At 66.3% G+C, this 12,972-nt stretch carries 11 protein-coding genes; 1 reads left to right on the top strand and 10 read right to left on the bottom strand.

Translation table 11 applies throughout. The features are described 5' to 3' along the window. Nucleotides 1–53: 53 nt before the first annotated feature. The 3 genes from ACHQ4I_RS12730 to ACHQ4I_RS12720 are packed head-to-tail and all read right to left on the bottom strand — an operon-like array spanning nucleotide 54 to nucleotide 2,971. Entirely contained in the window at nucleotides 54–881 is an 828-nt protein-coding gene (locus ACHQ4I_RS12730) for an ABC transporter ATP-binding protein (RefSeq protein WP_420771915.1), read from the bottom strand. Next, entirely contained in the window at nucleotides 878–1,927 is a 1,050-nt protein-coding gene (locus ACHQ4I_RS12725) for a FecCD family ABC transporter permease (RefSeq protein ID WP_420771914.1), read from the bottom strand. Before ACHQ4I_RS12725 ends, ACHQ4I_RS12730 begins: the two co-directional genes overlap by 4 nt. A 3-nt stretch (nucleotides 1,928–1,930) precedes the next feature. Next, nucleotides 1,931–2,971 (bottom strand): ABC transporter substrate-binding protein, encoded by a 1,041-nt coding sequence (locus ACHQ4I_RS12720; RefSeq protein WP_420771913.1) that lies wholly within the window; start codon nucleotides 2,969–2,971, stop codon nucleotides 1,931–1,933. Nucleotides 2,972–3,233: 262 nt separating this feature from the next. On the opposite strand from ACHQ4I_RS12720, the gene ACHQ4I_RS12715 reads away from it, so the two are divergent. Beyond that, entirely contained in the window at nucleotides 3,234–3,695 is a 462-nt protein-coding gene (locus tag ACHQ4I_RS12715; RefSeq protein WP_420771912.1) for an STAS domain-containing protein, read from the top strand. 25 nt (nucleotides 3,696–3,720) lie between these two features. Here ACHQ4I_RS12715 and ACHQ4I_RS12710 read toward each other — a convergent pair whose 3' ends face one another. From ACHQ4I_RS12710 to ACHQ4I_RS12680, 7 genes are all read right to left on the bottom strand, one after another. Beyond that, nucleotides 3,721–4,833: a DoxX family protein gene (locus ACHQ4I_RS12710; protein WP_420771911.1), complete on the bottom strand. Its 1,113-nt coding sequence runs from the start codon at nucleotides 4,831–4,833 to the stop codon at nucleotides 3,721–3,723. 76 nt (nucleotides 4,834–4,909) lie between these two features. Further along, on the bottom strand, nucleotides 4,910–5,773 hold the full coding sequence (locus tag ACHQ4I_RS12705; protein WP_420771910.1) for an alpha/beta fold hydrolase: 864 nt from the start codon (nucleotides 5,771–5,773) through the stop codon (nucleotides 4,910–4,912). A gap of 111 nt (nucleotides 5,774–5,884) precedes the next feature. Next, nucleotides 5,885–7,636, bottom strand: a complete 1,752-nt coding sequence (locus tag ACHQ4I_RS12700; protein WP_420771909.1) for an N-acyl-D-amino-acid deacylase family protein — start codon at nucleotides 7,634–7,636, stop codon at nucleotides 5,885–5,887. 13 nt (nucleotides 7,637–7,649) lie between these two features. Then, nucleotides 7,650–9,326, bottom strand: coding sequence for a steroid-24-oyl-CoA synthetase (casG, locus tag ACHQ4I_RS12695; RefSeq protein WP_420771908.1), 1,677 nt, complete (start codon nucleotides 9,324–9,326; stop codon nucleotides 7,650–7,652). 19 nt (nucleotides 9,327–9,345) lie between these two features. After that, nucleotides 9,346–10,386, bottom strand: coding sequence for an NAD(P)-dependent alcohol dehydrogenase (locus ACHQ4I_RS12690; protein WP_420772665.1), 1,041 nt, complete (start codon nucleotides 10,384–10,386; stop codon nucleotides 9,346–9,348). Continuing rightward, the gene (locus ACHQ4I_RS12685; RefSeq protein ID WP_420771907.1) at nucleotides 10,386–11,525 is read right to left on the bottom strand and encodes a serine hydrolase domain-containing protein; all 1,140 of its coding nucleotides are present in this window, start codon (nucleotides 11,523–11,525) and stop codon (nucleotides 10,386–10,388) included. Before ACHQ4I_RS12685 ends, ACHQ4I_RS12690 begins: the two co-directional genes overlap by 1 nt. A gap of 13 nt (nucleotides 11,526–11,538) precedes the next feature. After that, a complete protein-coding gene (locus ACHQ4I_RS12680; protein WP_420771906.1) occupies nucleotides 11,539–12,906 on the bottom strand; it encodes a flavin-containing monooxygenase in 1,368 nt (455 codons plus the stop codon). Between the last annotated feature and the right edge of the window lie 66 nt (nucleotides 12,907–12,972).

The raw sequence follows: 12,972 nt of genomic DNA, 5'->3' as shown, positions 1-12,972 counted from the left end.
GGAGGCCAGACGCGGATCCCCGATAAAAAGTGCAGCTTTCGGGCCGGAGGGCCTCACAAGGAAGCCAAAGGCTGTGCGGCGTAATGCAATCGGACGATGCCGTCATCGTGCAGTTCGGCCTTTGCGACCACCCCGAATACCGTCCGCAGCAGTTCGGGTGTCATCACGTCCAGCACCGCACCCGCAGCGGCGACCTTGCCGTGATCGAGCACGACCAACTGGTCGCAGCAGCGAACGGCGAGGTCCAGTTCGTGCAGCACCGCGAGGGTGGTGATGCCGGTCGAGCGGACCAGGTCGAGTAGTTCGAAGCGGGCGCGGACGTCCAGGTGATTGGTCAGTTCGTCGAGCACGAGCAGGCGCGGGTGTTGGGCGAGCGCCCTGGCCAGCAGGACGCGTTGGCGTTCGCCGCCGGAGAGGGAGCCGATGGGGCGATGGGCGTAGGCGGTGACACCCGTTCGTGCCATGGCCTTTTCGACGGCCACGTGGTCCGCGGTGGTATCGCGGCTGAACAGCGCGTGGTGCGGATTACGGCCCAGGCCAACCATTTCCGCGACGGTGAGCTCCGGTGATCCGGCCCCGTTCTGCAGGACCGCGGCGGTGGTACGTGCCGCGCCGCGCACGGACATTCCGGTGATATCCGAGCCGTCGATCAGCACCACGCCCCGATCCGGCCGCAATGACCGGTAGATCGTCCGCAGCAGCGTCGTCTTACCGCTCCCATTCGGCCCGACCACCCCCACCACCGCCCCCGGCGGCGCCTGCAACGTCACCGCATCCAAGACCTGCACACCCCCGAGCCCCACACTCACCCCGACAACCGACAACTCGGAGGTCTGGGCCCCCGGTGGCTCGCCCGGTTCGGCAACGTCGGCGGCGGTCACGAGGGACCTCCGTCGCGACGCAGCAGCCAGAGGAAGAAGGGCGCGCCGAAGGCGGCGGTGAAGATACCGAGCGGGAGTTCGTCGGGGGCGTCGAGGGTGCGCGAAAGCAGGTCCACCGCAACGAGATACGCCGCGCCGAGGAGAGCGGCTAACGGCAATACCCGGCGGTGGTCCATGCCGAAGGCCAGGCGCACCAGATGCGGAATCATCAAGCCCACGAACCCGATTCCGCCCGCCACCGCGATCAGCACACCGGTCAGTAGGGAGGCGAGAACCAGCAGAATGATGCGTGTCGTGCGGACGTCGACGCCCAGGGCGGTGGCCTGTTCATCACCGGTGCCGAGCACATTGAGGCGTCGGCCGAAGGCAAGCACAACGGCGACGACCGCGAGAACCACCAACGTGACCGGACCGAGTCGCGACCAGCTCGCGCCGGAGACACTGCCCATGGTCCAGAACATCACCGCGCGTAGCTCATTCGGGGTAGCGCGCAATTGCAGGTAGTTGGTCGCCGCGAGCAGCAGATATCCGACGGCGACACCGGCCAGTACGAGCCGGGTCGGGGCCAGCGTGCCACGTCGCTGTCCGAGTGCGAAAACTACCGCGGCGGTGCCGATCGCGCCGATAAAAGCTGCCGTGGAAACACCGATTCCACCGAGTGCCGCACCCGCGGTGACGATTACCGTAACCGCACCCAGCGAGGCACCGGAGGACAGGCCGAGCACGTAGGGGTCGGCGAGCGGATTATTCACCAGCGCTTGCAGGATCACGCCCGAGACCGCCAGCCCGCAGCCGCACAGCGCGGCGAGGATGACCCGGGGCAGCCGGTAGTTCCAGACGATCTGATCGACGGTGAACCCGACCTCCGGCGTCTTACCGGACAAGTGGGCGAGGATGACCCGGCCGGTATCGGCGATCGAGACCGTGACCGATCCCGCGCCGATGGACACCAGCATCACCGCGAACAAGATTGCCAGCGAGCTGGCGACCGCGACGGGCAGGGGTGTGGCGGCCAACAGTCTCTGTTGTCGAAGCGAGCGCGTCATCGGTCAGAACTGTTCGGGGTGAACGAGTCTGGCGATCTTGTCCACCGCGAGGTCATTGCTCGGGCCCAGGTAAATCGAATCCGAGAGCACGGTGTAGTTGGTGTTCTTGCTCGCGTTCCACTGTGGGAACTGCGCGAGGATCCCCTTGGCCGCCCCATCGATATCGGGATTGCGGTAGTTGACCACGATCAGGCCGTCGATCGCGGTGACGGCCAGCTGTTCCTTGCTGATCGTGACGAAAGTTGTGCCGTCCGTGCGGTTGAACGGGTTCACCGCATCCGCCTGCTCGATAATGTCGTTCCAGATGCCGCCCGCCGCGATGGCAGAGAAGTCGCCCGCATCGCCCATGCCCATACCCGGGAAGATGAGCAGCACATTCTTCTCGGGCTGTCCGGCGACCCGCGCGGCCGTCTCGGCGATCTTGCGCTTGGTCTCGTTGATGAGCTGTTCGGCGCGGCCGGGTACGTCGAAGATGGCGCCGAAATCGCGCAGCATTGCGTAGCTGTCCTCGATGGTCGGCGTGCCGGTGACCGCGCCGGTCACACCGCAGTTCGCGTGGGGCACATAGGTGTTCGCGCCCGCACTGGACAGCTCGGCGCGGGTGGCGAAGCCCTGATCGGCCGAGAATCCGCCGCCCCCGGTGGAAATGACCAGATCGGGATGCTGGGCGAGCATGGCTTCGCGGGGGATGTCCTGCAGGTTGTTCGGGGTGATGCCGCCGGTCGGGAGCGCCGCGATGGCGGCGGCACGGCCAGGCACCTCGGAGGAGCCGTAGGACTGGGCATTCGCGAGGATCCGGTCGGCGACACCCAGGGCGACCAGGGACGAGACCTCGCCGATGGAGCCGCCGTTCATCACCACGACCCGCCGCGGGGTCTCGGTGAAGGTGTAGCTCTTACCGCAGTTCTCAATGGTGATCGGATATTTGGTGACGCCCTCGGTCGCGGCGGCGGGTGCGGTGGTCGCGGATTCGGTGACCGAGGTCGAACATCCGGCGACGGCGAGGGTGCCGACGGCCAAGGCCAGCACGGCTGCACGCTTCATGGGCGGGGTTGGCCTTTCGTGCGGGCGCATCCGAAGTGCTGTGTGCTGCATGAACACCTAGTCGTACGGTGCGGCGGTCTGGTTCCCGGCGATTTCGCGCACCCTGCTCTTCCTGCGCTCGCTCGCGCGGCAGGCCGCGAAGTAGCCAGGATTCGGTAGTAGCGAAACTCGTGTCGTCGCCACGCACTATCCCTGTACAGACCCCGCGGACCCTGCTTCACTTGGTGATACAGGTCTGCACCCGGACCGCAGGAGCGAGCGCATGCCCATCCAAATCGCTTATCCAGCAGGGCGACCAGCTGACCGTGGTGATCCGAAACACGGTGAGCGCGTCGATATTTCGACCATGCCCGGCACTCGGGTCATCCAGTGCTCGGTGAGCCACCCACGATGCGATGTGACGCTGGTGGTGGTCGCGGGCGAAGTCGATCTGTGCACCGCGCCGCGGCTGCGCGAGAAGCTATTGCGCGCCTTCGGTTCTCAGGACTCGATCATGGTCGTCGATCTCTCGCCGGTCACCTTCTTTGCCGCCGCCGGATTGACGACGCTGATCGAGGCCCAGGCGGCGGCCGAAAAGGCCGATCGCCGAATGGTGTTGATCAACACCGTGCGCTGTGTCGATCGCGTCATCGAGATCACCGGATTGTCCACGGCGTTCTGCCGCGCCGGTTCCCTTGCCGCGGCACTCGCGGACACCACGCCGGGATGTGCGGCCCCGGTGTAGGTTCCGGCGATCTCGATGGCGTGAGTCAGCGCCGCCGCGCCTCCACGCGGTCACGCGCATGCGCGATTCGTTCCTGCGCCAGCGTCACACGTTCCTGGGCTAAATCGAGACGGCGCAGTGCCCTATCGATGCGCGGCTGCGCCCGCTTGGCCTGCCGCTCGGCCTTCGCGGCGAGGCGCGCGCCACGCTTCTGCGCCTTCTCCGACAGCTCGACGCCGCGCCCACGTGCGGTCGAGGCGAGTTCGGGTCCACGCTCTTTGGCGATCTCGGCGAGTTCCATCCCACGATGCTGGGCCCTCTCGGCAATCTCGGCCCCACGATGCTGGGCCTTCTCGGCGATTTCGGCCCCGCGGTGCTGTGCCTTCTCGGCCAGATGCGCACCGCGTTCCCGCGCGGTCGAGGCGATTTCGGGTCCGCGTTCCCTGGCGATATCGGCGAGTTCGGCAGCCTTCTCGGCCAGCTTCGCGCCGCGCTCCCTGGCGAGTTCGGCCCACTCGGGACCGTGTTCCTTGACCGTATCGGCGATCTCGGAGCCCCGCTCCTGCGCGACCGTCGCAACCCTCGTCGCGGCGACATCGCCGAGTTCCCGGGCGCGGACAGCGGCGTCTTGCGCATGTCGGCGCAGCGCTTCGGCGGTCGGCGACTCCGTCGCCGCGAAGGGCAATGCGGCCGAGACCGCCGCGCTGGCATTGCTCGCGGCCCGCCGGCCTCGCCAGCCGAGCGACGGCTTCCCGCCGGTATCCGCGCTGGCGATCATCAGACCGCCGAGCAAACTCACATCCTTGAGGAAGGCATTGCGCTTGGCCGCCTTGCGTTCGGGATCTTTCTCCGCCCAGAAGTCCTGTTCGGTGACCGTCGCCGGAATCACCGTCGCGGCCAGGGTGAGCGAGGCGAGTCGGGGCATCTTGCCCAGTGCGAGCAACGCACCGGCCGAGACCTGGGCGATCGCATTGATCTTCACGACCATTCCCGGATCCGACGGTAGTTTGGCGGCGATATTGTCGGGCAGCGATTGCTGGCCCTGCTGTACCAGCGCCGCCGCCGCTTGAGTGCGCGACTCGGGGTGGACAAGCGCGTCGACACCATCGGCGACGAACGCGGTCGCCAGCAGTGGTCGGGCAAATCGGCGAAGCAACATGACGTCCCTTTCCTCGGTGGCTGAGGTTCGGGTTCCCGCGTTCGGCACTGCCAAACAACAAGATCAACACCCGGAATCAGGGTTTGACCGGGTGTTCTGTCGCGCCGAACGGCCGTACCTCCTGACTGGATAGGAAGGTGGTGATGATGTTCGTAACGGTCTCTGGAGCCTCCACCATAGGCAGGTGTCCGCATTCGGCGAGCTGAATTCGGGTGTGCGGATGCAGAGTCTTGTCGAGTTGGGCGCCGGCGCGGGCCGACAGGATGCGGTTCTGCTCGCCCCAGATGGTGCAGATCGGCGGAAATCCGGGGCCGGGGGTGAAGATGTCGAGGTCGGCGTAGGTGGGGAAGTCCTGAACCAGACCGTGCAGCGCCTGCAGCCGTCCCTTATCGCCCCAGTGCGCCGTGAGGCGCGGCGAATGGTGCAGATCCCGACGTCGCCCGTCCTCGCCCAACTGGTCGGCGACGATCCGGGACACGACCGCATCCGGCAGTGCCAGCCTGCGGGCCACCGGTCCGAGCGGGAGCCTGGCGTCGACCCAGGCCAGTCCGGCCTGACGCCCGGCGCGCATGGTATTCCACGTCAGGGGGTTGCACAGCACCAGTGCGCGCACGTTTTCCGGATGCGTCATCGTGTACCGCAGCGAGGTCGCGGCCCCGAGACAGTTGCCGATCAGCACGACATCGGTGAGATCCTGTGCGGTGAGAAAAGCCTGCAGCATGCTCACGTAGTCCGCGAGCCGGTATCCATCCGCAGGCTGGTCGGATTCACCGTAACCGGGCAGGTCGAGCGCGAAAACCTCATATTGATGCCGTAATTCGCCGACTTGGTCGTCCCAGATATGACGCTGGGCTCCGGCGTTGTGCAGCAGGACCACGGGTGGGCCGCTGCCGACCCGGTCATAGACCACATTCCGACCCCGGTGCGCAAATACCGCCACATCGCCTCCTTGCGAGTGGATAGGCGAACACCTGTGTTCGCCATTAACAGATAAGGTAGCGCGGATCGGCCGTCGAAGCGAATCGCCGAGCGCCCGGTCGGTACGGCGGGGTCAGCTCTTGGCGGCCCCCGCCCTGAGGAATCGGCCTGTGCGTTGGGTGCCGAGGATGGGGGCTGCCATGCCGTCGCCGAAGACGTATTCGCCGCCGACGAGTACCGCGGTCACGGTCGCGTCGTTGCGGTTGACCATTCGGGACAGGTTGTCGAATGCGGCGACCGGGTGTTCGGCGTAGGCTTCGACGGTTTCGTCCAGGTGTTCGGGATCGATGATGACCAGGTCGGCGCGGTCACCGGGGCGCAGGTGGCCCGCGTCGATGCCGTACCAGTCGGCGAGTTCGCCGGTAATGCGGTGTACGGCGCGTTCCAGGGACAGGAATGGTCGGCCCGCGCGTTCGGCGTCGTGCACGCGGCGCAGGAACCGCAGCCCGAAGTTGTAGAAGGCCATATTGCGCAGGTGCGCGCCCGCGTCCGAAAAGCCCAGCTGCACGCCGGGATCGGCGGCGAACTTGTCCAGCACCTGCGGCCGGTGGTTGGAAATGGTTGTCCGCCAACGCACTTTGCCGCCGTATTCGACGACCAGGTCCAGGAAGGCGTCCACCGGATGCACGCCGCCGCGATCCATTCCGACCTGACCGAAGGTCTTGCCGAGCACCGATTGATCCGGGCATTCCACGATCTCGGCATCGAAGAAATCGCGATGCCAGACCCGCGGCCCGAACTTCTTGTCGTAGTCCTTGCGGAACCGGCGTCGATAGCCTTCATCGCGCAGCAGCTCCCGGCGCTGCTCCAGCTGGTTGGACAGGTGCAGTGCCGCCGCGCCCGAACCGAATTCCTCGAAGACCGGCAGATCGATGCCGTCGGAGTACACCTCGAACGGCACCGGCAGATGCTGCCAGCGGAAATCGCCGCCGAGCCGGTTGAGCATGCGGGCGATCAGCGGAAAGATTTGCGCGACAGCGGGAATGGCCTTGATATCGGCCGCCGAGAGCAGGCTGACCTTGAGCGGGGCGCGGAAGATGCCGAGGCTGCTCGCCGCCATCGCGACCAGACTCTGCGGCCGGGCCACATCGGGACCGCCCTGTAAGGCTCGGCCGCGGCGGCGCAGGATCGCATTGAGCCTGCGGCGTTCCCGGGTGGTCGCGTAGGTCGAGGGCAGGGTGCGCGATCGGCACACCTCACCGTCGAGTTTGTCGAACAGCAGCTGCTGGGAGGACATGCCGACGAAGCCCGCATCCAGCGCCTCTTCGAGTTTCGCCGCAATTGCCGCCAATTCGGCATCGGTGGGCCGAACCTCCTTGCGGGTGGCGCGATCCAGACCCATCTCGGCGGCGCGGATATCGGAATGTCCGATGAAGGCGGCGAGATTCGGGCCGAGCGGCAGCTGCTCCAACGCCTCGACATATTCGTGCGCCGAAGTCCAGGACTTGGTTTCGGTCATCGCCGCGATCACATGTTTGCGCGGGATCGCCTCGACCCGCCCGAAGAGGTCACCCGCGTCGGAGGCGTCGACGTGCACCGTCGACAGTGAGCACGAACCGAGCAGCACGGTGGTGATGCCGTGCCGGATGGATTCGGCGAGCGCCGGACTCTGCAGCACCTCGACGTCATAGTGGGTGTGGATATCGATCATGCCGGGAATCACCCACTTCCCGGCGGCATCGATGACATTCGGGCAGTCCGTCTCGTCGAGCGGTTCGGCCGAGACGACGGCGATGCGGCCGTCCCGGATGCCGAGATGACGCAGGGCGGACGGAGAGGCGGCGCCGTCGAACCAGCGTCCGCCTTTAATGATGGTGTCGTACATGACTTCTCACATCTCAGTGCTGATCCGAGGAGAGCGCTTCGGCGATCCCGGCGCGCACGACCTTTCCGGTCGCATTGCGGGTCAAGGGTGTTGTGGTGATCCGCCAGCGTGCGGGCACCTTGTAGTAGGCGATGCGCTGCTTCGCGAACTCGATGAGTTCCTGTTCGGTTGTGGCGGAGGGATTCTCGACGACGACCAGGGCGGCGACCAGTTGGCCGAGATCGTCGTCGGGCAGGCCGACGACGGCGGATTCGCGCACCGCGGGATGTTCGTCCAGGCACTGCTCGACCTCGGTCGGGTAGACGTTCTCACCACCGCGCAGGATGAGATCCGAACGCCTGCCGGACAGTCGGAGTCGGCCCTGCTCGAGTACGCCGATATCGCCGGTGCGCAGCCAGCGGTCGGCGGTGATGGCCGCGGCGGTCGCGGGCTCGTCGGCCCAGTAGCCGAGCATGACGTACGGGCTGCGCACCCAGATCTCGCCCTCCACACCCTCGTCGACGGGCTCGCCGACCCCATCGCGAATCTGCAGCTCGACTCCGATGACCGGGCGGCCCACGGTATCCGGGAATGCGGCGAGTTCGGCCGGTGCGGCGATGGTCGCCGCCGTGCTGCATTCGGTCATGCCGTAACTGGTCACCAGCGCGGTCTTGGCGACCGGAAGTTGGTCGCGCAGATGCTGCTGCAGCGCCGCCGAGGACGGTGCGGAGTTGAGCGAGAAGGCGGCCAGCGATGACAGGTCGTAGTTCGACAAATCGACCTCGAGCAGTCGACTCGCCATGGTCGGCATCGCGCCCCAGTTGGTGATCCGCTCCCGCTCGATCAGCCGCAGTATCCGGTCGGCGTCGAACGCACCCTGGTAGATGACCGCGGTATCGCCGGTCACCATGCGCGGCAGCACCAGATTGTGCAGGCTGGCGATGTGGAACAGCGGGGAGGTGAGCAGGAAGCGACGCCCCTTCGGCGCGCCGTCGTCGACACCGCCCTGGAAGGCGGCGGCGAGTGCGTCGTTGAAGCGGTGGTAGTCGATGACCGCCACCAGGTTTCGGTGCGAATGCACCGCGCCCTTGGGGCGGCCGCTGGTGCCGCTGGTGTAGAGGATGACCGCGGGATCGTCCTCGTCCACCGGGGTGCGCGGCAGTTCGCCGTCGCCGAATTCGGCGATCAGCGCCGGCAGGTCGTGCTCCATGGTGAGCACGGGCACCTCGATATCGAGCTGCGCCACCTGCGCCGCGCGTTTCGCGTCGACAATCAAGACGGTTGGACTGGTGTGCTCCACGCCGTAGGCGATTTCGCGCGGCATCCACCACGCGTTGTAGCCGACGGCGATCGCGCCGAGCGCCTGCGCGGCCCAGAACGTCACCACCCATTCGGGGGTATTCGCCGCGAGAATGCCGATGCGGTCGCCCTTTCCGACGCCGTACCGTTCCCGCAGCGCGCGGGCCAGCGCACTCACGGCGGCCGCGTGCTCGACATAGGACATCCGCCGGTCCTCGGTGACCAGGTAATCGCGGTCACCCAGCGCCGCCGAATCGGCGAGTACGTCGCCCAGCGACCGCAAACGGTCCTTGATCACCGGAATCGGTGCGCCGAGCACATTCTCGACCACCATCTCGAACGGCCCGCCCGGCCCGGTCAGCCGCGCAACGGCCGGTGCGGCCAATGCCTGTGGATCGAAAGGCTTTGTCATAAGGCACTTCCTCTTGGGTTCAGGGCACCAGCACGGCGCGGCCGGTAATGAGTCCGCGCTCCAGTCGGTCCAGGGCCGCGCGGCCGTCCGCGAGATCGAAGCGCTCGACCTCGACGGTGAGCCTGCCCGACTGGGCCAGCGCTACGGAGTTGATCAGGTCGGATTTGGTGCCGCCGTAGGACTTTCGGATCGACGCGCCCCACGGCCAGCCCGGTCCGCCCGCCGGTCCGGCGGTGATCTCCGGTGCGCCGCCGCCGAGTCCGATCATGCGATACGCGCCATTGGGGGCGACCGATTCGACGGCCAGCGTGGCGGTCGCGTCGACGCCGACGAAGTCGAAGACGGCATCGGCGCCGCGACCGCCGGTGCGGTCCAGGATTTCGCGCGCGGTGTCCGGACCGCAGAGCAGACCCTCGGCCGCCCCGCAGCGGGTTGCGAGCGCGAGCTTGTCCTGGCTCACATCCACCGCGATTACCTGCGTCGCGCTGGTCGCGGTGAGAATCTGCACCGCGACATGGCCGAGCCCGCCGATGCCGATGACCACCGCCACCGAACCCGGTCGCAGGTGCGCACGAGCGCCGTCAATGGCGTGATAGCTCGACAGAGCGGCATCGGCCAGCGGCGCGGCCTGCAGGAAATCCAGGTCGCCGATGGGCACGAAAGAGCTTGCGGGAATGCGGATGTATTCGGCCATGCCACCGTCCGGCCCGAGTCCGGGACACGGCGGCATGGCGGTCCGACCGGCCGCGATACAGACATTCTCGTTGCCGCTGACACACTCCCGGCACACACCGCACGACCAGCACAGATAGACGATTCCGCGTTCACCGGCCGCCCGGCCCTCGACGGCACCCCCGACCGCCTCGATGGTGCCCGCGACCTCGTGCCCGAGCGTCAGCGGTTGCTCGCGCATCTTGAATGGGATATGCAGCACATGCAGATCCGAGTGACAGATGCCGGCCGCGCCGACGCGCAGCAGCAGATCCGTCGGCCCGATCTCGGGCACCGCGACCTTGCGCAGTTCGAGCACACCGGGATCGGTGAGCTGCAGCGCCCGCATCATGACCGCACCACCGAAAACACCTCGCGCAGATAGGCATTCGCGCGATCGGAGCCGATGAGTCCCGGCGCCATCTTGTTCATGGTGTAAGCGAAGGTGATCCGGTGCTCGAGGTCGTTGACCACGATGGCGCCGCCGAATCCGGCCCACCAGCAGACCCGGCCGTCGGGAACCTCCGGTGCGGTCTGCGGCTGGGGGAGTCCGTAACCGAGCCCGAAGCGCAGCGGCAGCAGCAGCGCCAGATCCGCACCGTCGGACTGCTGTTCGAAGATCAGATCGATTGTCTTCTCCGACAACAACCTTCGACCGTTGAGCGCGCCGCCGCAGGACACCAGCGACTGCACGCGAGCCACCGAATGGGCATTGCCATGTCCATTCACCGCGCCGATCTCGGCCGCCCGCCACGCCGCGCTATTGGCCTCCGGAATATCGAGCAGCGGACTGGTGAGCGTCTTGACGAGGATGCTCTCCTGATCCAGCGCGGCCATATCGAATTCCAGTAGCGGCGGCGGGACCAGCGGCGCGATTCGGTGGTGATGTTCCGGACCGGTGCCGATATGGAAGTCGGCGTGCAGCGGTCCGGCGAGTTCATCGGCGAAGAACTGTCCGAGCGTGCGGCCGGTAATGCGGCGGACTACCTCGCCGACCAGATGTCCGTAATTCAGCGCGTGATAGCCCGATGCGGTGCCGGGTTCCCACCACGGCCGCTGCGCGGCGAGCCGAGCACTAGCGGCTTCGGTGTCGTAGATATCGGCCAGCTCGATCGGCCGCTCCCAGCCGGAGACGCCGGAGGTGTGCCCGAGCAGATGGCGAATCTCGATATCGCCCTTGCCATTCGCGGCGAACTCCGGCCAGTAGTGCGCGACCTTTTGCTGTACGTCCAGCTCACCGCGGTCGACCAGCAGCAGCGCCGACAGCGCGGTCATGGTCTTGCTGATGGAGAAGACATTGACCAAGGTGTCCTCGGTCCATGGCACCGTGCGTTCGAGGTCGCGGTGTCCGCCCCAGATATCGACGACCGGCTCGCCGTCGACCATTACGCAGATCGACGCGCCGAGCTCCTCGCCCGAGGCGATCTGTTTCGCCAATTCCGTTCGCACACCCGCGAATTCGTCTGCGCAGATTCCTGATGTCGTCATGATGAGCGGCCCCTCACGCGTTCGCGAAGACCCGGGCGGGCACCGGTAAGGCATTGCCCGCGGCGGCGGCTCGCTTCGCGCCCCTTGCCATCTCCCGGTGCATATCGCGCACATACGGCTCGAATTCGATCTGGATGGTGTGCCGAGGCGAGTTGTAATACCGCCCGCTGCGCCGCTGTTCGGCCGCGGCGATCTCCGCGGTCATCTCCGCCTCCGACGGCGGCAGATACTTGCCGGTCAGATACGCCGCGACCAACTTGCTCTGCTGTTCGGCGAAATTCACCAGCGTCGGCAGCGGCTGGGCCAGGCCGAGATAGAAAAGATTGTCCACGCCCGGCTTCATCATCTGCTTGAACAGCGGGATGCGATTCTGCTCGTCCGGCAGCAGCCTCGGATCGGAGAAGAACGGGAAGCTGATGTGATAGCCGGTGGCGCAGACGATCACATCCACCTCCTCGGTGCTGCCGTCGGCGAAGCGCACCCGCGGACCCTCCAACGCGGTGATCGCCGGTTTGAATGCGATATCGCCACACCCGGCGCGATGTAGGAACTCCTCACTGGCCGACGGATGTGCCTCGAATGGTTTGTGATCCGGCTTCGGCAGTCCGTAGAACTCCATATCGCCGCGGAACTTGCGCACGAAGCGCTGCTTGAGCTTCATGCTGACCTTGCGCGGAATCCACGGCGGCACACTCTGTTTGTCGCCGACCGTGCCGTGCACATACTTCGGCAGCACCCACACGCCGCGCCGGGCCGAGACGGTGAGCTTCTCGGCGATGAAGCGCTGCGAGAGTTCCGAGGCGATATCCAGTCCGGAATTGCCCATGCCGACCACAACGACCTTCTTACCGCGCATATCGACCGGGTCGAACGGATCGTTGTAGGCATGGCTGTGCATCAGCACGCCGTCGAATTCGCCCGGATAGTCGGGCGTGCGCGGATCCCAGTGGTGGCCGTTGCACACGATCAGCACGTCGTAGCCGCGGGTGCGGCCGTCGCTGGCGGTGACCAGCCAGCTGCCGTCGTCTTGGCGTTCGGCCGCGGTGACCTTGGTATCGAACAGGATCTTGTCGCGGAAGCCGAAATGGTCGACGTAATCCTGGAAGTACTGGAACAGCTGCGAATGGTGCGGGAAATCCGGCCATTCCTCCGGTGCCGGGTAGTCCTCGAAGGCGAGGCGGAACTTGCTGGTGTCGATATGCAGCGACTGGTAGCAGGCCGACATGCCATTGGGATTCTTGAAGTACCAGTTGCCGCCGACCTCATCACTCGCCTCGAAGACATCGAAGGGAATGTCGAAGTCCTGCAGGCGTTTTGCGGCGGTGATACCGGAGGGGCCCGCGCCGATGACGCATACCCGGGGCAGATTGCGTTGAGTCAATTCACTAGTCCTCGTCTGAAGGCTTGCCGTCACCTATCGGCGGCACCGGATGCGGTGCCCGAACCA

It is taken from the genome of Nocardia nepalensis (assembly GCF_048910785.1).
In the GTDB taxonomy this organism is placed as follows: Bacteria; Actinomycetota; Actinomycetes; order Mycobacteriales; family Mycobacteriaceae; genus Nocardia; species Nocardia nepalensis.
This window is presented reverse-complemented; position numbering and strand designations above follow the sequence as displayed.

What these genes read in the sequence shown, in the direction of transcription:
- ACHQ4I_RS12725 (WP_420771914.1), bottom strand. Translation starts at nt 1,927, where the DNA reads ATGACGCGCTCGCTTCGACAACAGAGACTGTTGGCCGCCACACCCCTG.
- ACHQ4I_RS12720 (WP_420771913.1), bottom strand. Translation starts at nt 2,971, where the DNA reads ATGAAGCGTGCAGCCGTGCTGGCCTTGGCCGTCGGCACCCTCGCCGTC.
- ACHQ4I_RS12715 (WP_420771912.1), top strand. Translation starts at nt 3,234, where the DNA reads ATGCCCATCCAAATCGCTTATCCAGCAGGGCGACCAGCTGACCGTGGT.
- ACHQ4I_RS12710 (WP_420771911.1), bottom strand. Translation starts at nt 4,833, where the DNA reads ATGTTGCTTCGCCGATTTGCCCGACCACTGCTGGCGACCGCGTTCGTC.
- ACHQ4I_RS12700 (WP_420771909.1), bottom strand. Translation starts at nt 7,636, where the DNA reads ATGTACGACACCATCATTAAAGGCGGACGCTGGTTCGACGGCGCCGCC.
- casG (WP_420771908.1), bottom strand. Translation starts at nt 9,326, where the DNA reads ATGACAAAGCCTTTCGATCCACAGGCATTGGCCGCACCGGCCGTTGCG.
- ACHQ4I_RS12690 (WP_420772665.1), bottom strand. Translation starts at nt 10,386, where the DNA reads ATGCGGGCGCTGCAGCTCACCGATCCCGGTGTGCTCGAACTGCGCAAG.
- ACHQ4I_RS12685 (WP_420771907.1), bottom strand. Translation starts at nt 11,525, where the DNA reads ATGACGACATCAGGAATCTGCGCAGACGAATTCGCGGGTGTGCGAACG.